Source organism: Gordonia marina, from assembly GCF_052036135.1.
In the GTDB taxonomy this organism is placed as follows: Bacteria; Actinomycetota; Actinomycetes; order Mycobacteriales; family Mycobacteriaceae; genus Gordonia.
In genome coordinates, this window is record NZ_JBPSDN010000002.1 from 209,953 (window position 1) to 231,522 (window position 21,570).

At 72.9% G+C, this 21,570-nt stretch carries 6 protein-coding genes and 1 rRNA gene; 3 read left to right on the forward strand and 4 right to left on the reverse strand.

The annotated features are described in order from the left end of the window. Window positions 1-46: 46 nt before the first annotated feature. Genes ACSEEN_RS01975 through ACSEEN_RS01985 form a run of 3 tightly spaced genes read right to left on the reverse strand, consistent with a single transcriptional unit; the run spans window position 47 to window position 2,648 of the window. On the reverse strand, window positions 47-862 hold the full coding sequence (locus ACSEEN_RS01975; RefSeq protein ID WP_440712146.1) for an ABC transporter permease: 816 nt from the start codon (window positions 860-862) through the stop codon (window positions 47-49). Further along, window positions 859-1,671, reverse strand: coding sequence for an ABC transporter permease (locus tag ACSEEN_RS01980; protein ID WP_247866594.1), 813 nt, complete (start codon window positions 1,669-1,671; stop codon window positions 859-861). Before ACSEEN_RS01980 ends, ACSEEN_RS01975 begins: the two co-directional genes overlap by 4 nt. Further along, entirely contained in the window at window positions 1,668-2,648 is a 981-nt protein-coding gene (locus tag ACSEEN_RS01985; protein ID WP_440712147.1) for an ATP-binding cassette domain-containing protein, read from the reverse strand. The genes ACSEEN_RS01980 and ACSEEN_RS01985 overlap by 4 nt, the downstream gene beginning before the upstream one ends. Window positions 2,649-2,704: 56 nt before the next feature. On the opposite strand from ACSEEN_RS01985, the gene ACSEEN_RS01990 reads away from it, so the two are divergent. After that, window positions 2,705-19,768, forward strand: coding sequence for a non-ribosomal peptide synthetase (locus ACSEEN_RS01990; RefSeq protein WP_440712148.1), 17,064 nt, complete (start codon window positions 2,705-2,707; stop codon window positions 19,766-19,768). Beyond that, window positions 19,765-20,628, forward strand: a complete 864-nt coding sequence (locus tag ACSEEN_RS01995; protein WP_298441879.1) for a glycosyltransferase family 2 protein — start codon at window positions 19,765-19,767, stop codon at window positions 20,626-20,628. Before ACSEEN_RS01990 ends, ACSEEN_RS01995 begins: the two co-directional genes overlap by 4 nt. 9 nt (window positions 20,629-20,637) lie before the next feature. Here ACSEEN_RS01995 and ACSEEN_RS02000 read toward each other — a convergent pair whose 3' ends face one another. Then, complete coding sequence (locus ACSEEN_RS02000; RefSeq protein ID WP_440712149.1) at window positions 20,638-21,039, reverse strand: hypothetical protein; 402 nt, start codon at window positions 21,037-21,039, stop codon at window positions 20,638-20,640. Window positions 21,040-21,472: 433 nt separating this feature from the next. Between ACSEEN_RS02000 and ACSEEN_RS02005 the strand changes: the two genes are divergently transcribed. Then, window positions 21,473-21,570 (forward strand): 16S ribosomal RNA (locus ACSEEN_RS02005); the annotation flags it as partial.

Consider the following 21,570-nt stretch of genomic DNA (forward strand, 5'->3'; position numbering starts at 1 on the left):
TCCTGTCAATACCGTACCGGATTCGGTACGGTATTGACCTGCCGGCCTATCCGCGCTGGGCGGCGCGGCGGTAGCCGGTGAGCGTCGGCCGGGTGAACGCGGCGAGCAGCACCGCCGACCAGACGACCGTCAACGCCAGCGGCTGCGCGATCGGGCCGCCGGTGGCGAGGCCCTTGATCGCGTCGACCGCGCAGCTGAGCGGCTGGTACTCGACGATCGGCCGCAGCCACGCGGGATAGGCCGAGGCCGGGACGAAGCCGGTGTTGAAGAACATCGCCAGATTGGTGCCGATCGCGACCCATTCGACGATGCGGGAGTCGCCGCCGCGGAGCGCCAGGGCGGTGACCATCATGGAGAACGACACTCCGAACATCAGTGCCACCGCGATGATCGCGAGGTATCCGGCCGGACCCGTCTGGATCCGGAAACCGATGATCGTGCCCACGGCGAGGACGGCGCTCACCGTCACCACGATCCGGAGCGCTTCGGCGGCGAGGCGGCCGGTCATCGCCGACGCGCGGTGCACGGGCAGCGTCCACATCTTCGACAGCAGACCGCTGGTCCGCTCCCGGCGCAGCCCGAGCCCGCTGATCGCCGAACCGCTCATGGCCCCGACCAGCGCCACCATCGGCACCATGCCGAAGGCCTGCGAGGTGCCGGAGTAGTCGCTGACCGTGCGGTCCAGGATCAGCCAGAACAGCAGCACCATCACCGCCGGGAAGAGCAGCGACTGGAGCAGCGTCGGGATGTCGGTGCACCATTTGACGACGATCCGCTCGGCCTGCAGCGCCGACGCGCGCACCAGGGAGCGGCCGCTCGTCTCGGGGGCGGCGGTGTCGCGGGCGGGGAAGATCAGAGTCACGGGTACAACCGCCGATGCGTCTGGGTGTAGTGAGCGGCGGCGATGAACACCGCGGCCAGCGCGGCCAGCCAGATCAGGGCCGGCCGGGCCGTCGCCCAGTGCGGATCGCCGGCGGCGAGGTCGCGCATGGTCGCCGCGAAATGGGAGATCGGCTGGTTGCGCGCGAACGGCTGCGCCCAGCCGGGGAAGCTCGACTCGGGTACGAATCCGGTCGACAGCATGCCGAGGACCAGCTGGGGGAGGACCAGCAGCTGGGAGGTGGACTCGGGATTGCGGGCGACGAGGCCGAGCGAGTCCGCCCCGATCGCGAGGACCAGGCCGACCGCGAGCGAGAACGCGAGGAAGCCGGCGGTGTCGACGGGGCCGCCGTCGAACGAGAAGCCGAGCAGCGTCCCGAACACCAGGGCGACGGTGATGGAGATCGCGGACCGGACCAGCGAGGTGGTCATCCGTGCCGACAGCGGGACCAGCGGCCGCACCGGCATCGAAGCCAGCCGCCGGGTCATCCCGCGAAGCCGATCGAGGGTGGCGCGCTGGGCGGCGGCGACCGCGGTGAAGGCCACCGCCTGCAGCACGATGATCGGCATCAGGAACTGCCCGTAGTCGACGCCCCGATCGGCCATGATGAGGCGCAGCGGCAGGTAGAAGCCCAGCGCGAAGACGATCGGCATGACGACGGCGATGGTGAACTCGCCCTGCTTGTGCGCCGACCGCAGACCACGGGCGGTGAGCGCGGCCCACTGCCTGCCGAAGGTCCAGCCGGTGGCGACGACCTCCGGGTCGGCGCGGTCGGGCCAGGTGAGGCTCACGATGCCGCGCTCGGCGCGGGGGCCGCGTCGTCGGTGAGCGCGAAGAAGACGTCGTCGAGCGACGGGCTGCGCAGCCCGATGTCGCGCAGCCCGATGCCGGCGGCCCGGGCGAGCGCGATCACCTCGGCCATGGTGTCGACCCCGTCGGGGGCGGCGAGGCTCACCCGGCCCGGCTCGGCGACGGCCACCCGATGGCCCGGGCCGAGTCCGGCGCTCACCGCGTCGGCGAACCGCGCGGTGTCGCCCGGCTCGGTCAGTTCCACCGCGCAGGCGACGCCGCCCACCCTCTCCTTGAGATCGGCGGCGGTGCCGTGCGCCACCACGCGGCCGCGGTCGAGGACGATGATGTCGTCGCTCAGCCGATCGGCCTCCTCCAGGTACTGGGTGGTCAGCAGGGTGGTGATGCCGTCGTTCTTGAGCAGCTCGACCAGCTCCCACACCTCCTGGCGGCTGCGCGGGTCCAGGCCGGTGGTCGGCTCGTCGAGGAAGACGACGGATGGCTCGACGACCAGCCCGCAGGCGATGTCCAGCCGGCGCCGCATGCCGCCGGAGTAGGTGTGGACCGGGCGCTTCTCGGCGTAGGCGAGAGCGAAGCGGTCGAGCAGTTCGTCGGCGCGGGCCGCGGCGGCGCGTCGTCGCAGGCCCTGCATGCGGCCGAAGAAGACCAGATTGTCGCGGCCGTTGAGGGTTTCGTCGAGCGCGGCGTACTGACCGGTCAGTGAGATGCTCGCGCGGACCCCGGCACCGTCGGTCACCACGTCGTGCCCGGCGACGACGGCGGTCCCGGCGTCGGGTTCGGCCAGCGTGCACAGGATGTCGACCAGGGTCGTCTTGCCCGCGCCGTTGGGTCCGAGGATACCCAGCACGGTTCCGCGGGGCACCTCGAACGACACTCCGCGCAGGGCGTGGACGTCGTCGAAGGACTTCCGGAGGCCGTCGACCAGGACGGCGGGCGATGTCATCTCAGCGGTGGACATTACGTTAAGGTTAGCCTCTACTAACTCTCATTACTAATCCTCGGAGTGCAAGACCGTTGACCCTGAACGACACCCGTTCCGCCACCGCAGATCTGGCGGTGGTCCCCCTGTCGGCTGCCCAGCGCAGCATCTGGTTCGCGCAACAGCTCTCCCCCGAGACGCCCCTGGTCATCGACCATTTCGTCGATGTGACCGGGCCGCTGGACACCGCGCTGCTGGCCGAGGTGGGCCGCCAGGTGGTCCGTGAATTCGGGTGCACCATGGTGCGCCTGATCCCCGGCGCGGATCCCGCCGGAGCCCCCGTTCAGCTCCTCGACGACGGCGCCCACGACCGCCTCGATCACTTCGACTTCCGCGACCACGAGGACCCGGAGGCGGCGGCGCGGGCGTGGATGGATCACCACTTCCAGCGCCCCCTGGACCTGTTCAGCGATCCACTGATGGAGTCGGCGACGCTGCGCCTGTCGGAGGACCGCTACTTCTGGTACACGCGCGTGCACCACATCGCGCTCGACGGCTTCGGTGCGTCGACGTTCACCGACCGGGCGGCGGAGGTCTACACCGCGCGCGCCGCGGGCCTGGCCGTCCCGCCGTGCCGCGCCGGGAGTCTCGCGCAGTTGCACGACGAGGACGAGAAGTACCGCGCCTCGACCCGCTTCGACCGCGACCGCGAGCATTGGGCGCAGCGGCTGCGGGCGCTGCCCGATCCCGTGCGGTTCGCCGGCCCCGCGGATCGGCTGGCCCGGTCGATCACCGCGGGCGCCCTGCTCGACACCCGGTTGCAGGCCGACGTCGACTCCTACTGCGTCGCCCACGACACCACTGTCGCCGCGCTCGTCACGGCCGCGGCCGCCGTCTACGTCGGACGCATGAGCGGCACCGACGACGTCGTGCTGAGCCTGCCGGTGACCAGCCGCACCAACGCACTGCTGCGGCGCTCGGGCGGCATGCTCTCGAACGTCGTCCCGATCCGCAGCGCGCCCGGTCCGGACACCACCGTCGGGGAACTGCTCACCAGCGTGACCACCGAACTCAGCGGCGCACTGCGCCACCAGCGGTTCCGCTTCGAGGACATGCTGCGCGACGCGGCCGGCCGGGGCGCGGACGCGCCGGGCGGCCGCGGGTTCTTCGGTCCGGTCGTGAACGTGATGACCTTCCACAGCGAGATCACGCTGGGGGAGTGCACCGGCCGCAGCACGGTGCTGAGCACCGGGCCCACCGAGGACCTGGCGTTCACCGTCTACACCGGGGGTGGGCGGCTGCGCATCGACCTCGAGGCCAACTCCGCCGCCTACTCGCCGGAGGCGCTCGACGCCCACCACCGGCGCTATCTCGCCGTGCTCGCGATGCTCGTCCGCCGCGGACCGCGGGCTCGCCTCGGCGAGCTCGAGACGATGGCCTACGCCGACCGGCTCCGCTACGTGCCCGCGCGCGGCCGCGCGGCGGCCGAACCCGAGCTGCTGCCCGATCTCCTCGCCCGCGTCGCCGCGCACGATCCGGAGGCCGTCGCCCTCGTCGCCGACGGCGTCGACCTGCGGTACGACGAACTGGCACACCGCGTGCACCGGCTGGCCCGGATCCTGATCGGCCGCGGTGTCGGACCCGGTGAGACGGTCGCCGTCCTGCTGCCCCGCGGCCGGATGAGCATCGTCGCCGAGCTGGCCGTGGTGACCGCGGGCGGCGCCTTCGTCCCCGTCGATCCGGCCCTGCCCGACGAGCGGATCGCCTATCTGCTCGACGACAGCGGAGCCCGCTACGGCATCACCGGACCGGGCGGCGCGCACCGGCTGCCGGTCGGGGACGTCCGCGACTGGGTGCACCTCGGGTCCGCCGCGCTCCGCGAGGAGTTCGCCCGCACGCCGGCGCAGCCGGTGACCGACGCCGATCGCCGGAGCCCGCTGCGGGTGGACCACCCCGCCTACCTGATCTACACCTCCGGCTCCACCGGCCTGCCCAAGGGCGTCGTGATCACGCATCGGGGCCTGGCGTCGTTCTGCCGCGAACAGAACGACCGCTACGACGTCGGGCCGGGCGCACGCACCCTGCATTTCGCCTCGCCCAGCTTCGACGCATCGATCCTGGAACTGCTGCTCGCGTTCGCCTCCGGGGCGACGCTGGTGGTGGTCCCGCCGGACGTGTACGGCGGCGCCGAACTGGCCCGCATCCTGTCCGGCGAGCAAGTGACCCACGCGTTCCTGACCCCGGCGGCGCTCGCCTCGGTGCCCCGCGACGGACTCGACCAGCTGCGCACCGTGATCGTCGGCGGCGAGTCGTGCCCGGCCGAGCTCGTGTCCCGCTGGACGCAGCCCGCGCACCCCGGCGGCCGCCGCATGTTCAACGCCTACGGCCCCACCGAGGCCACCATCATGGCGACCCTCGCCGGGCCGCTGGATCCGGCCGCCCCGGTCTCGATCGGCGCCCCGATCACCGGGGTCACCGCCGTGGTCCTCGACCGGAGGCTGCGCCCGGCGCCCGTCGGCGCGGTCGGCGAGCTCTATCTGGGCGGTCCGGGACTGGCCGCCGGCTACCACCGCAGGCCGGGGCTGACCGCCGCCCGCTTCATCGCCGACCCCTTCGGGGCGCCCGGCGACCGCCTGTACCGGACCGGCGACCTGGTGCGCTGGCGGCCGGGCGGCGACCTCGAATACCGGGGACGCGCCGACCGGCAGGTGAAGATCCGCGGATTCCGGATCGAACTCGGTGAGATCGACTCGGCGATGGCCGCGTGCGACGGCGTCGGATTCGCCGCGGCCGAACCCCGGCGCACCTCGACCGGCCAGACCGCGCTGGTCGGCTACTACACGGGAACGGCGAGCCCCGACGCGCTGCGCGATCACCTGCACGCCGCGCTGCCCGCCCACGCACGACCCGCCGCCCTCGTCCGGCTCGACGAAGTGCCGCTCACCGCCTCGGGGAAGCTCGACCGCGACGCACTGCCCACGCCGGTCGTCGCCGCGGCACCGTACAGCGCGCCGCGGACGGCGGCCGAACGCGTCGTCGCGGACGCCTTCGCGACGGCGACGGGCACCGATCGCGTCGGCCGTGACGACGACTTCTTCGCCCTCGGCGGCGATTCGCTGATCGCGACCCGGCTCGTCACCGATCTGGGTGCTCGCTTCGGCGTCGACCTGCCGGTGCGCCGCGTCTTCGAGGCGCCGACCGTCGCCGCGCTGGCCGCCGACCTGCAGCAGGCGGAGCCCGGCGGCGCACCGATCGGCCCCGCCCTCGCGCGCCGCGCGGATCCGGCGGCCGACGTCGAGGTGTCCCCGCAGCAGCGGCGGATGTGGATCGTCAACCAGCTCGACGACCGTCCGGCGCTCTTCAACATCCCGCTCGCCCTCCGGCTGCGCGGCCCGATCGACATCCCCGCCCTGTCGACGGCACTGCTCGACGTCGTCGAGCGCCACGAGACGCTGCGCACCCGGTACCCGGAGGGCCCCGACGGCCCGATCCAGCAGGTGCTGTCCGTCGGCGAGGTGGCGGCCGGCTTCGCGCTGACGCCGGAGGACGTCGCCGAGCAGGCGCTGCCGGCCCGGCTCACCCGGCTCGCGGCCACGGCGTTCGACGTCACCGCCGCCGTCCCGCTGCACGCCGCACTCCTGCGGCTCTCGCCCGATGACCACGTGCTGGTGTGCGTGGTGCACCACATCGCCGCCGACGGCTCGTCGACCGCACCGATGGCCCGCGATCTGGCCGTCGCCTACCACGCGCGCCGGGCCGGGCACGCCCCCGCGTGGACCCCGCTCCCGGTGACCTACCGGGACTACACGGTCTGGCGCCGGGCCTGGGCCGACGAGACCGGCTCCGCGGAGACCCAGCTCACCTACTGGCGGGAACGGCTCGCCGGGCTGCCCGACCTGCTGGCCCTGCCCACCGACCGACCGCGACCCGCGGTGGCCGGCGCCCGCGGCGGCGAGCTGCACCAGAGGATCGACAGCGACCTCGTCCGGCGGCTCCGCGAGGTCGCGGCGGCCTCCGGCACGACGCCGTTCATGGTGGCGCACGGCGTCCTCGCCGCGACACTCGCCCGGCTGAGCGGCACCGACGACATCGCCGTCGGCACCCCGGTCGCCGGCCGGATGCATCCGGACCTGGCCGACCTGGTCGGCATGTTCGTCGGGACCGTCGTCCTGCGGACGCCGGTCGATCCCGGCCGCAGCTTCCGCGAACTCCTGGACACCGTGCGCGAGGGCGATCTGGAAGCGTTCGCGCACGCCGACGTCCCGTTCGACCGTCTCGTCGATCAGCTCCGGCCCCGCCGTTCCGCGGCCTACCACCCGCTCTTCCAGGTCGGCTTCTCCTACCAGAATCTGCCCCCGGCGGCGTTCGCGCTCGACGGCGTCGACGTCGAACTGATCGAACCGTCGCTCGGTGTCGCGAAATCCGACCTGCACCTGACCCTCGTCGAGGGCGCTCCCGACGGCACCATGCGCGTCCAGTGGGACTTCGACCGCGACCTCTTCGACGCCGCCACCGTCGCTCGCTGGCACCGGCTGTGGACGGAGCTGCTCGCCGCGGCGCTCGACGACCCCGAGACGCCGGTCGGCGAGCTGGCGACCGGCCGCCCGACCGGCGTGCTCGCCGGCCGGCACAGCGCTCGGATGCCGGCGACCCTCACCGAACTGCTCACCTCGTCGTTCGGAGCCTTCGCCACCCGCGTCGCGGTGTGCGAGGACAGCGGCACCGCGTCGACCTACGGCGAGGTGTGGCAGCGGGCGAACCGGCTGGCACGGCGCCTGCGGGCCGCCGGGGTGGGTCCCGAGGTCCGCGTCGCCGTCGCGATCGTGCGCTCGGCGCCGATGGTCGACGCCGTGCTCGCGGTCCTGCTCGCCGGCGGCGCCTACGTACCGCTCGATCCGGCGGCACCCGCGCGGCGCAACGCGCTGGTGCTGGACTCGGCCGCCCCGGCGCTGCTACTGGTCGCCGGGGAGCGGCCCGCCGGGATCGGGGACGCCGGGATTCCGGTACTCGACGTGACGGCACCGGACGGCGACGTGCCCGAGGTGCCGCTGCCGCTGCCGCATCCGCAGAACACCGCCTACGTCATCTACACGTCCGGATCCACCGGCACCCCCAAGGGCGTGGCCGTCCCGCACTCCGCCATCGCCGCGCAACTGCGCTGGAAGCGCACGGCCTTCCCGCTGGGACCGGGGGACACCGCGGTGCTCAAGACACCGCTGACCTTCGACCTGTCGGTCTGGGAACTGTTCTGGCCCCTGGTCACCGGGGCCCGGCTGGTCCTCGCCGACCCCGAAGGGCACTTCGATCCCCGGTACCTCGCCGGGCTGATGCGGCGCTGGGGCGCCACCGTCGCGCACTTCGTCCCGTCGCTGCTCGACGCCCAGCTCGACGCGGCCGCCGACGCGAGCCTGCCGCCACATCGGCTCGACTGGGTGCTCTGCATCGGCGAGACCCTGACGCCGGCGACCGCGCAGCGCGCCGCGAGCGAGCTGTCGGCCCGCGTGTTCAATCTGTACGGACCCACCGAGGCCGCCGTCGGCATCACCTCCGGGGAATGGACGCCCGACGACGCCGAGCGCGGGTGCGTTCCCGTCGGCGTCCCGGTCGACGACTCCGCCGTCCTGGTCCTGGACCGGCGGCTGCACCAGGTGCCGGCCGGTGTGGTCGGCGAACTCTATCTCCGCGGTGTGCAGCTCGCGACCGCCTACGACGGCCGCGGCGATCTGACCGCGGACCGCTTCGTGGCCGACCCGGACGGCGACGGCGCCCGCCTCTACCGCACCGGTGACCTCGCCCGCATCCGGCCCGACGGTGTTCTGGAGTTCCTGGGCCGCAACGACTTCCAGGTCAAGATCCGCGGTCAGCGCATCGAACTGGGCGAGATCGAGGCGGCGCTCGCCGCCGACCCGCGGGTCGCGGCCGCCGCCGTCGCCGCGCGCGACGGCAACCTCGTCGCGTATCTCGTCGCCGCCGGTGGCGACGGTCTGGACGTGCCCGAGGTGCTCGGTGCGCTGCGCGGCCGCCTGCCCGCCTACATGATCCCGGTCGCCGGCGTGGAGATGGCGGTCCTGCCCCGGGGCATCCACGGCAAGGTCGACCGGGCCGCGCTGCCCGCCGGTGGAGCGGCCCCCCACCGGCACGTCGATCCGTCGACGCCGACCGAACTCGCGCTCGCCGCGCTCCTGGCGGAGCTGCTCGAACCCGGCGCCCCGATCGGCGCCGACGACGACTTCTTCGCGCTCGGCGGCAATTCGCTCCTCGCCGCCCGGCTGTCCGCGCGGATCGGCGACGACCTCGGCGTCGCCCTGCCGGTCCGCGAGGTCTTCGAGGCACCCCGCCTGGCCGACCTCGCGCGCCGCGTCGAGAACGCGAAGACCCTCGGCCGCCCGGTCCTGCGCCGGGCGGAGCGGCCGGACGTGATCCCGCTGAGCCGCGCCCAGCAGCGCATGTGGCTGCTCGACCGCCTCGAACCCGGTTCCGCGCTCTACCATCTCCCGCTCGCACTGCGCGTCGAAGGTCCGCTGGACCCGGGCGCGCTCCGCCGCGCCGTCGCCGCGGTCCTGGCGCGCCACGAGGTGCTGCGCACCACCTATCCCGCCGAACTCGGCGTCCCGCGCCAGGAGATCCATCCGGTCGAGACGGCGATGGACCTCATCGACCTGGAGTTCGGCGCCCGCGGCACGGTCGCCGAGATCGCCGGCCGGCCGTTCGACCTGGGTTCTTCGATCCCGCTGCGCATCGCCGTCATCGACGAGGCTCCCGGCGTCCACGTGATCGTGGTCGTGGTGCACCACATCGCCGCCGACGGCTGGTCCGTCCGGTTGCTCACCAGGGAACTGCTCGACGGCTACGCCGGGAACCTCGATGCCGCACCGCTGCCGGTCCAGTACGCCGACTTCGCGCTGTGGCAGGAACTCCTGGCCGACAGCCTCGACGATCAGCACGCCTTCTGGCGGCAGACCCTCGCCGGGCTGCCCGGCCCGATCCCGCTGCCCATCGATCGGCCGCGTCCGCCGTCGCCCTGCCACGCCGGCGACACCGTCGAGTTCCGGCTCGACGCCGACCTCGTCGGAGCGCTGCAGGGGCTGGCCCGCGCCCGCAACGCGTCACTCTTCCACGTGGTGCACGCCGCCGTCGCGATCCTGCTCGCGCGGCTGTCCGGCACCGCGGACATCGTCGTCGGCACCCCGGTGTCCGGCCGCGGCGGACGACTCCTCGACGGTCTGATCGGCATGTTCGTCGAGACCGTGGTGCTCCGCACCCTCGTCGACCCGGATCTGCCGGTGCACCGCCTGATCGACGCGGTGGCGACCGCCGACCTGGCCGCCCAGGCCAACGCGGAATACCCGTTCGAGCGGATCGTCGACGAATTCGAACCCGACCGCGGCGGGGCGCACCACCCGATCTTCCAGGTGATGCTCGCCTTCGGGGACCCCGCGCCCGGTCCGTTCACACTCGGCGACCTCACCGCGACCTCGCTCGACTACGAGGTACCGCTGGCCCGCTTCGACCTGCACCTGACCTTCGACGTCCCGCTCGGCACCGGCGGCGTCGACGGACCGGTGCGAGGGCGCTGGACCTACGCGAGCGAGCTGTTCGACCGTTCCACCGTCGCGGGGTTCGCGCGCATGCTGACCGTCGTGCTGCGCGCCCTCGCCGCCGATCCGGCGGCGCGCGTGCACGACGTGCCGCTGCTCACCGAGGCGCGCCTGCGCCGCATCACCGGCGACTGGGGCGGGGCACCCGACGACTCCGGGGCACCCGAGCACACCGGAGCTCCCGGGACGCTGCCGGATCTGCTGGCCGCCGGCGGGACCGGTGACATCGTCGACGCCGCGGCGACGGTCCGCGGAGCGGACTTCGCCGCCCGCGTCGCGCGCACCGCGCGGGCGCTCATCGCCGTGGGCGCGGGTCCGGAGACGACCGTCGCCGTCGCCGTCGACCGGTCGATCGACATGCTCGCCGCGATCCACGCCGTCGTGCTCGCCGGCGGCGCCTATGTGCCGCTCGACCCCGATCAGCCGGCCGCCCGCCTCGAGCGCATGCTGGCCACGGCCGCGCCGGTCGCCGTGATCGCCGACGCCCGCGGACAACGGGCCCTGCCGCTGTGGCTCACCGCCCCGGTACTCGACGCCGCCGACCCCTGCCACGACCACGACGACGCGCCGGTGACCGACGCCGACCGGCGTGCGCCGCTGCGGCCGGGGCATCCCGCGTACGTGCTGTTCACCTCGGGCTCCACCGGGGAACCGAAGGCGGTCAGCGTCAGTCACGAAGCGATCGTGGCGAGGCTGAGCTGGATGCAGGCGCGCACGCCGATCGGCGCCGCCGACACCGTCCTGCAGAAGACCCCGATCACCTTCGACGTCTCGGTCTGGGAGCTGTTCTGGCCGGTCGCCACCGGAGCGCGGCTGGTCCTGGCCGCGCCCGGCGCCCATCGCGACACCCTCGAACTGGCCGACCTCCTCGCCGCCGAGCGCGTCTCCGTCGTCCACTTCGTCCCCGCCATGCTCGACGCCTTCCTCGCCTCCGGAGACGGCGGCCCGCTCCCGCCGTCCCTGCGCCTGGTCTTCACCAGCGGTGAAGCCCTGGGCTCGGCGTCCGCGGCGGCGCTCCTGGCGCGGACCGGCGCGCAACTGCACAACCTGTACGGGCCCACCGAGGCCGCCGTCGACGTCACCGCGCTGGCGGTGCGGGCCGCCGACCTGGTCTCGCACCGATCGGTCGCGCTCGGCCGGCCGACGCCGGGCACCGCCGTCTACGTGCTCGACGAGCGCCTGCGGCCGGTCCCCGCCGGGGTCACCGGCGAGCTGTACCTGGCCGGTGTGCAACTGGCGCGCGGCTATCACGGCCGCGCGGACCTCACCGCGAGCCGGTTCGTCGCCTCGCCGTTCGGCGACGGCGCGCGGCTCTACCGCACCGGCGACCTCGTCCGGTGGTCGCGCACCCAGACCGCCGACGGCGCCCCGGTGCTCGACTACCTGGGCCGCGGCGACTTCCAGGTGAAGATCCGCGGCCAGCGCGTCGAACTCGGTGAGATCGAGGCGGTGCTGCAGCGGCATCCGCGCGTGCGGGCGGCCGTCGTCGTCGCGACCGCGGACCCGCTCGCCGGTCCACGGCTCGTCGCGCACGCAGTGGCGGACTCCGGAGCCGAGGCGGCCGAACTCCGCGCGTATCTGTCCGCGCACCTGCCCGAGCACATGGTGCCGTCGCACATCCTGACCCATCGCGAACTGCCGGTCACCCGCAACGGCAAGGTCGACCGCGCCGCGCTGCCGGCACCGACGGACACGGGGTCCACGGCGCCGGCGCGCGCCGCGGCCACCCCGCACGAAGCGCTCGTGCTGGACCTCGTGCACGACTTGCTCGGCCCGTCGGCGAGTCTCGACGACGACTTCTTCGCGATCGGCGGCAATTCACTGATCGCCACCCGGCTGGTCGCCGCCGTCGCCGCGCGCACCGGCATCCGGGTCCCGGTGCGGGCCGTGTTCGACGGTCGCACCCCGGCCGCGGTGGCCGCGACGATCGATCGCCTCGCGCCGGAACAGCGGGAACAGCCGGAACAGCCCAGCCCGGCGGACCCGATCGCACGTCCGGCACGGATCCCGCTCGCCCCCGCCCAACTGCCGATGTGGCTGCACAACCGCAAGGACCCGGAGTCGGTCGCCTACCTCATCGTGGCGCCGGTACGCCTCCCCGGGCGGCTCGATCCTGCCGCGCTGACCGCGGCGCTCGGTGACGTGCTCGAACGCCACGAGGTGCTGCGCACCGTCTATCCGGAGGGCGACGGTGACACGGAGGGCGATGGGGCCCCGCACCAGTCGATTCGCGAGACCGCCGACTGCGATCCGGCGACGCTGCTCACCGTCGTCGTCGACGACGCCGCGGACCGGCCCGCCGAAGAGCGGGCGCTGGAGGCCGCCCTCGGCGCACCGATCGACCTGACCCGGGACCTGCCGCTGCGGGTCGTGCTCTGCCCGGACGGCGACTCCTCGGTGCTCGTGCTCGCGATCCACCACATCGCCGCCGACGGCTGGTCGCTGCGCGTGCTGGCCGCCGACCTCGAGCGGGCCTACCGGGCACGACAGGCGGGGGAGCGGCCGGACTGGACGCCGCTGCCGCTCCACTACGCCGATCATGTGCTGACCCGGGCCGGGCAGGTGACCGACGTGCGCCTCGCTTACTGGCGCGCACGACTCGCCGGTGCACCGCTCGATCCGGGCTTCCGGTCGGCGCCCGAACCGGACGGCGCCGCCGAAGGGGCCGCGGCCGGCGAGGTGACCCGCCTGACCCTGGACGCCGCCGAGGTCGGGGTGCTGCGCGCCGTCGCCGACGGCGCCCGCACCTCGGTGTTCGCCGTGCTGCACGCGGCCCTCGCGATCACGTTGAGCCGCAGCGGATCCGGCCGTGACCTGATCATCGGCACCCCGCTGTCCGGCCGCACCGACCCGCGGGTCGCCGAGCTGGTCGGCATGCTCGTCACGATGGCGCCGCTGCGCACCGTGCTGCGCCCCGGCGACACCTTCGGGCAGGTGGTCGAGCGCTCGCGCGACGAGATTCTCGGCGCCCTGGACCACGGCGGCGTCGACGCCCTCGACATCGCCGACCACCAGCTGGTGCACGTCACCCTGACCGTCGACGAGGATGCCCGCCACCCGGGCACCCTGGACGTCGACGTGCCGGTCGCCCGGTTCGACCTCGAGTTCACCGGGGTGCCGAACGCCGACGGCGGCCTCGAACTGAGCGTGCTGCACGGTGATGTGTACCGCCCGGAGACGGCGGCGGCACTGCTCGCCCGTCTGGTCCACGTCCTGCGGCAGGCGGCGGCCGAACCCACCCGGCCGCTGACCACGCTCGACGCGTTGCTGCCCGCCGAGCGCGCCGCCCTCGCGACGCTGACCGGGACCGTTCCGGCCCCGGCCCGCTACCTGCACGACATTCTCACCACACCCGGCTGGCGGCTCGACGGCCTCGGCGAGCGTGAATTCGCCGAGCACGGCAACCGGTTGGCCCGTGCGCTGATCCGCCGCGGCGCCGGGCCGGAGACCGTGGTCGCGCTGTGCCTGTCCCGCTCGGCGTGGTCGGTGATCGCCATGCGGGCGGTCGCCGCCACCGGTGCGGCGTTCGTGCCGATCGATCCGGCCTACCCGGCCGAGCGGATCGCCTTCATGGCGGGCGACTCGTCGTCGTCGATCGTGGTCACCACCCGTGCCGACGCGTCGTGCCTGGATGCGCTCGACCCCGCGCTCGCCGCGGCGGCGATGATCCTCGACGACCCGGGCACGCGGGCCGACCGTGATGCGCTCCCGGCCGGCCGCGTCGACGACGCCGAACTCCGCTCCCCGCGGCACCCGGACCAGACCGCCTACCTCATCTACACCTCGGGTTCCACCGGCCGCCCGAAGGCCGTGGCGGTGAGCCACCGCGGCCTCGCGTCGTTCGCCGCCGAACAGCGCCGGTACGGCGCCGATGCATCGAGTCGTGTACTGCACTTCGCCTCCCCGAGCTTCGACGCGGCGCTCCTGGAACTGCTGCTGGCCGCCGACGCCGGCGCGACCACCGTGGTGGTTCCGGCCGGCGTGTACGGCGCCGCCGACCTCGCCGCGGTGCTGCGCGATCGGGCCGTCACGCACGCCTTCCTGACCCCGGCGGTGCTGGGCACCGTCGACCACCCGCTGCCGCGGCTCACCACGGTGATCGTCGGCGGCGACGCGTGCCCGCCGGCGACGGCACGGCACTGGGTCGGCCTCGGCAAGCGGTTCTTCAACGCGTACGGGCCCACCGAATCGACGGTGATGGCCACGCTCACCGGCCCCCTGGCCACCGGCCACACCGACCCGATGCCGATCGGCACGGCGATCACCGGGGTGCGGGCCCGCGTGCTCGACGTCGACCTCACACAATGCCCGCCGGGCGTGAACGGCGAACTCTATCTGTCGGGTCCGGGGCTGGCGCGCGGCTATCACGGCCGCGCCGGTCTGACGGCCGGCGCGTTCGTCGCCGATCCGTCCGGCCGCCCGGGCGAACGCTGCTATCGCACCGGCGACCTGGTCCGCGCGGTCCCCGACGGGCGCGGCGGTCTCCAGCTCGTCCATCTGGGACGCGTGGACCGCCAGCTGAAGATCCGCGGCCACCGCATCGAGACAGGCGAGGTCGAGGCGGCGGCGCGGACCTTCCCGGGCGTCCGGGCCGCGGCCGTCACCGGCCGGCCGGGACCCGACGGCGGCACCGCTCTCATCGCCTATGTGGCGAGCGAGGACGGACTCGACCGCACGGGTCTCACCGAGCACCTGCGCGCGCAGCTGCCGTCGTACGCGGTGCCCGCGGCGATCGTCGAACTCGATGCGCTGCCGCTGACGGTCTCCGGCAAGGTGGACGAGCGTGCCCTGCCCGCTCCCGAGTTCGGGCAGACCGGTTTCGTCGCGCCCGTCACCGAGCCCGAACGACTGGTGACCGCGGTCTTCGCCGAACTGCTCGGCCGCGAACGGGTCGGCGTCACCGACGACTTCTTCGCGGCGGGCGGCAACTCGCTCAGCGCGGCGCAGGCGGTGGCGCGGATCCGGGCGGCCTCCGGCGCCGGTCTCTCGGTGCGTGACCTGTTCACCGCGCCCACCGCGCGTGAACTCGCCGCGCTCCTGGGGGACTCGTCCGGCGAACCGGTGCCCGAGCTCGGCGCGGTGCCGCGCCCGGAGCGCGTCCCGCTGTCCCCCGCGCAGCAGCGGATGTGGTTCCTCAACCGGTTCGACTCCGATGCCCTGACCGAGAACATCCCGGTGGTGCTGAAGTTCCGCGGGCAGCTCGACGCGGACGCGTTCGCGTCGGCGCTGCACCGCGTCGTGATGCGTCACGAGGTGTTGCGGACCGTCTATCCGGACGGACCCGACGGCCCTTGCCAGGTGGTGCTGCCCGCGACGTACACGGGCGCCGCACTCGCCGTGAAGTACGGCCTGCCCGACGCCGAGGTGTTGCGCGCCACCGTGCGGCGCGGTTTCGACGTCACCCGCGAGGTGCCGCTGCGCGCCACGCTCTGGACCTCGCCGAGCACCGGTGAGCACCTGTTCGCGCTGGTGCTGCACCACATCTGCGCCGACGGCCTGTCGATGACAGTGCTCGCGGGCGAGGTCGCCGCGGCCTACGCGGCCGGGCGCGCCGGGCGGACGGCCGAGTTCGGTGAGCAGCCGGTGCAATACGCGGACTACGCGATCTGGCAGCGGGCGGTGCTGGCGACCAGCGCGGCCGGTCAGCTGGAACGCTGGCGAGAACGTCTCGACGGCGCGCCCGCGGTGATCGATCTCCCGGTCGACCGGCCCCGGCCGGTGCACCCGTCGCGCCGCGGTGCGCGCGTCGAGTTCGCCGTCGACCCGGAGCTGTACACCCGGGTGACGTCGTTCGCCCGCCGCCACGGGTCGACCCCGTTCATGGTGGCGCACACCGCCTTCGCCGTGCTCCTCGGCAGGCTCGGCGACAACCGGGATGTCGTGATCGGCACGCCGGTGGCCGGCCGCGGTGAGGAACACCTGGACGCCATGGTCGGGATGTTCGTCAACATGCTCGCCCTGCGGACGGTGCTGTCGCCGGACCTCTCCGGCGCCCAGGCGCTCGCCGTCGCCAAGGACGCCGCCCTGCACGGCTTCGCCGATGCCGCGGTGCCCTTCGACAGCGTCGTCGACGCACTGCACGTCCCGCGCACCACCGCGCATCACCCGGTCTTCCAGGTGGCGCTCTCGTTCCAGAACATCGGACCGCTGCGGCTCGCGCTGCCCGGCGTCGAAGTCGAGGTGATCGACGACGACCAGCACGTGGCCGAGTTCGACCTCCACCTCACGCTGTCCGACGCCGACGGATCCGGCGGGCTGCTCGCGCAGCTGGAGTACGCCACGGATCTGTTCGACGAGGAGACCGCGCGGGAGACGGCCGCGCAGTACCTCCGGGTCCTGACCGGACTCGTCGACACGCCGGAGACCCCGATCGGCGATCTGGAACTTCTCGACCAGGCGAGCGCGCGGCGGCTGCGGTCCGCCGCGCCGCGGCCCGCTGAAGACTGCGGCGGCCTGGCCGACGCCTTCCACCGGCAGGCGCTGCGTACACCGGACGTGCCGGCCGTCGTCGACGGCGACCGGACTCTCTCGTACCGGCAGTTCTCGCAGATCGTCCTCCGCCTGGCGGCCCGCCTCGCCGCACGCGGCGCCGGTCCGGAGACCACGATCGCCCTCACCGCACCACGCGGGCTTCCGCAGCTGGTCGCGATGTATGCGACGGCGTCCACCGGGGCGGCCTACGTGCCGGTCGACCTCTCGGCACCGGCGCGCGCCGACGCGATCCTCCATGCCGTCGAGCCGCTGCTCGTCCTGGGCGCCGACGACGTCGATGTCGACGCCCTCGCGGCCGGTGAGCCGGTGGATCCGGAAGCCTTCCTCGGCAGAGCGCGACCGGAGAGCCCCGCCTACGTGATGTTCACGTCCGGGTCGACGGGAGTCCCGAAGGGCGTCAGCGTGCCGGCCCGGGCTGTCGGCGAGCAACTGCGGTGGATGCAGGAGCGGTACCGGCTCACCGGCGACGACGCGGTGCTGGTGCGGACCGCCGCCGGGTTCGATCTCTCCGTCTGGGAGTACTGGTGGCCGCTGCGGACCGGAGCACGGATCGTGCTGGGCGAGTCCGGCATCGAACGCGACGGCCGGGCTCTGCGCCGGGCGTTCGCCGACCACCGGATCACCGTCGTGCCGACCGTGCCGTCCGCCCTGGCGATGGTGCTGGAGTACGGGGCGCTGCCATCGTGCGTGCGCAGCGTGCTGTGCATCGGCGAGGAACTCCCGGCCGGACTCGCGGCGCGCGTCGTCGGCGGCGGCACGGGCACCGAGATCCACAATCTGTACGGGCCGACCGAGACCGCGGTGAGTGTGACCGGGTACACGGTGACGCCGATCGTCGACGGCCGCGTCCCGATCGGCACCGCCCAGCCGTCGGTCACGCTGCGGGTGCTCGACGAGCGGCTGCACCCGGTGCCGGACGGCGTGGCCGGGGAGCTCTACCTCGGCGGCGTGCAGCTCGCGCGCGGCTACCACGGCGATCCGGTGCGCACGGCGTCGTCGTTCGTCGCCGATCCGTACGACCCGGGCGTGCGCATGTACCGCACCGGTGATCTGGTCCGGCGCGGCCGGGACGGGCTGCTGACCTACCTCGGCCGTTCCGACCACCAGTTGAAGCTGCACGGCTTCCGCATCGAGCCCGGCGAGGTCGAAGCGGTGCTGCGCGAGTGCGACGGAGTCACCGACGCCGTGGTGACGGCGCATGCGCGCGGCGGCGGCGAGCAACTGGTGGCGTTCGTGGCGGGCACGACCGTGGATGCCGACCGGGTGGCGCGGGAGGCGGGCCACCGGCTTCCGGCGTACCTGCGGCCGCGCATCGTCGTCGTCGACGAGCTGCCGTACAACGCGAACGGCAAGGTGGATCGCGCGCGGCTGCCGGAACCGCCGGCCGGCGAGCGCACGTACGTCGCCCCGGTCACCGCGATCGAGGTCCGGGTGGCGCGGATCGTCGCGGACGTGACGGGTGCCGAGCGGGCCGGCCTCACCGACGGCTTCTTCGATCTCGGGGGCAACTCGCTGTCGGCGACGCGGGTCTGTGCCCGGATCGAGGCCGAACTCGGCAGACAGGTGCCGGTGCGGCTGCTCTTCGAGGCGGTCGATCTCGGCGACTTCTGCCGGTCCGTCGAGGCGCTGCCGCAACACGGCACCGCGGGCCCCGAACTGCGGAGATCCGACGACGACGGTCCCGCCCCGCTCGCCCCGGCACAGCGCCGGATCTGGGAGGCGGTGTGTGCCGGGAGCGGCCACGACTGGAATGTGCCGGTCGCCATCCGGCTGACCGGTGATCTGGACACCGACGCGCTGGCGGAAGCGCTGGCCGACGTCGTCGAACGGCACGACGCGCTGCGGGCCAAGTATCGGGTGACCGGCCGCGGGCCGGAGATCCACCTCGCACCGGTGACGGAGATCGCCGGGTTCCTGCGCGCCGCGCTGCGGCCCATCGACGTCGCGGAGGACCGGATCGACGCGGCGATCGCCGAGTTCGCCTGGGCGCCGCTGGACCTGGCGGGCACCGGGCCGCTCGGCGCCCGGCTGCTCCGGCTCGACCGGCGGACCCATGTGCTCGTGGTCGTGGTCCATCACCTGAGTGCCGACGGGCACTCGATGTCGGTACTGATGCGCGATGTCGTCGCCGCGTTCGCGGCGCGATGCCACGGTGCGGTACCGGCGCTGCCGGAGCCGGAGGTGGGATTCACCGACTACGCGCGCTGGCGCACCGGTGTGCTGGGAACGCCCGGCGCCCGCACCGCCGAGTACCGGCGGCAGGCCGCCTACTGGCGGTCGTGCCTGGGCACCCCGGATACCGATTCCACCGATCACGGCGCGGATCACGGCACCTGGGACACGGCGGGCGCGACCGTGGAGTTCCGCGTCGACGCCGGACTGCATCGCGACATCGAGGACTACGCGGCCGCCGAGTCGGCCGGGCTGTTCGCGGTGCTCCAGGCCGCGTTCGCGGTCACGCTGGCGCAGATCCAGGGGGAGCCGGAGGTGCGGGTGGGCACGGCCAACGCCAATCGCGCGCATCCGGCGCTCGACGGGGTGGTCGGCAACCTCGCCGAGGACCTTCCGATGCGTTTGTCGGTGACCGGAGACCTCCGCTTCGCCGACCTGGTGCGCCGGGTCCAGGACCAGCTGCTGGGCGGACTCGCGCACCCCGACCTCTCCGTTCCGGATCTGCGTGACGAGTTCGGGCTGCCGCCCGATCCGGGCGGTCCGGTGGGGGCACCGTTCTTCGGCGCCACCTTGATCCTTCAGGAGGCGGAAGCCGGTGCCGCGGGCCTCGACCTCGACCTCGGTCCGGTTCGGGTGCGCCGGGAACCGCTCGCGAACACCGTCGCCAAGCACCGGTACGAGATGGCGCTCCTGCGAACGCTCGACGACGGTGTGCCCGACGGCATCGTCGGCACGCTGCTGTATCCGGTGCGGCACGTCTCCGAGCGGACCGCGCGGCGGGTCGTCGAGCAGTTCCAGCTGGTGCTCGCCCGCCTCGCGGATACGGCGCTGGGAGAGGCGGATACCCGAACGGTCGGCGAACTCACCGCCGCCGGAATCGAGGTGAGCGCCCGATGACGGTGTCGGTGGTGATCGCCTACTACCGCGGGTTGCCCGGCCTCGCCGTCCAGCTCGATGCGCTTGCCCGGCAGGACTACGAGGGGTCGTTCGAGGTGATCGTGAGCGACAACGAGGGCAGCACCGATCTGCAGCGGTACCTCGATCGGTACCCCGAGCGTGAACGGCTGCGCGTGCGGCGGGTCGACTCCTCGGACGTCGCCGGCACCTCCCACGCACGCAATGTCGGGACGCGTGCCGCCGAGTACGACTTCATCGCGTACTGCGATCAGGACGACGCGGTGTACCCCGGCTGGCTGCGGGCGATGGCCTCTGCCGGCCGGGACCACGACCTCGTCGGCGGCCCGCTGGAACGGGACAGCCTGAACGATCCGGTGGTCGCTTCGTGGCGCGCGCTGCCGGATCCGGACGAGCCGTTCGTGATGGGCCGCTTCCTGCCCATCACCTTCGGGTGCAACCTCGGCATCCGCCGGACGGTGTTCGACGCGGTCGGGGGCTGGGACGAGTCGTATCCCACGGCCGCGAGCGACGTCGAACTGTGCTGGCGGGTGCAGACGGCGGGATACCGGTTCGGCTACGCCCGCGACGCGATGGTGGCGTACCGGTTTCGCACGGGCCTGCGGGAGACCTGGCCGCAGGCGGTCGAGTACGGCCGCGAGGAGGCGCGGGTCGCCAAGCAGTACGGGGCGCCGGGCCGACGGTGGTGGTGGTTCCCGATCCACGCCGCGGTCGTCGCCGGCACGGCGCCGGTATGGCCGTGGGCGTGGTCACGGCGTCGGCTGGGTCAATGGACGTGGGTCACCGGGAATCTCGCCGGGCGGATTCGCGGCAGCATCCGATACCGCACCCTCTACTGGTGACGCGACCGGTCACCGCACCGAGGCTATGCACCATCCCTGCGCGCGATCCTTACGGAGCGTGACGGTCAGCCGGTCGGTATCGGCGACACTCACCTCGGAGTGCCCGGCGGACCCGTTCACCGTGGCCTGGGACTCCACTCGCATGGAGTCGGGGGAGTAGGGGGTCGTCCCGAACGAGGTGGTGTCCGAGTACTCGGCCACGTCGTCGCTGCAGAAGGACTGCTCCACGGCATCGGTCGCACCGGACTGGTTGTACTGCGCGACGAAGGCGTCCACGATCGATTGCGCGGTGGCGGCGTTGGTTGCCGGGTCGTTCTTGGGGTGCGTGGGATCGGAGCCGCAGGCCGAAAGGGTCGTGACCAGGGTGCTCGCGAGCAGAACCGAGCCGCCGAGAGTGCGCACGTTTGACATGCCTCAATCGTACCGAATGGCCGTTGACCTGCGGAGTTGTGTTTGTGTTGGGGTGTGTGTAACTTAGTCGAGGTCGCCAGGGCCAAGGTTTCCCGGAGAAATCCGGATCCAGGGGTTGCGCGGCTGGCCGTGACTCTGATAGAGTTCCTGTCACCGGGGTGGTTGTGGTTTGACTGCCCGGGGTTGCAGACGGTAGTCTGGAACAGTTGCCCGCTTGCCGGGTGGCGCTCTGCTCATTGAAGTCCGCATGACTGTGGTTGTGTGGTGTCAATGGGTGTGTGTTTTTTGAGAACTCGATAGTGTGTGATGGATTTTCTTGTGCCAGTGATTGTCTGGCATGGAGGGAGTTTGTCATTGACAAGACGAATTTTTTTTGCCAGTCAATTTCTTATTTTTTTGGATTATTTTTTGGTCAGGTCTTTTCTCTGATTTTTGTTTGGAGAGTTTGATCCTGGCTCAGGACGAACGCTGGCGGCGTGCTTAACACATGCAAGTCGAACGGAAAGGCTCCTTCGGGGGTACTCGAGTGGC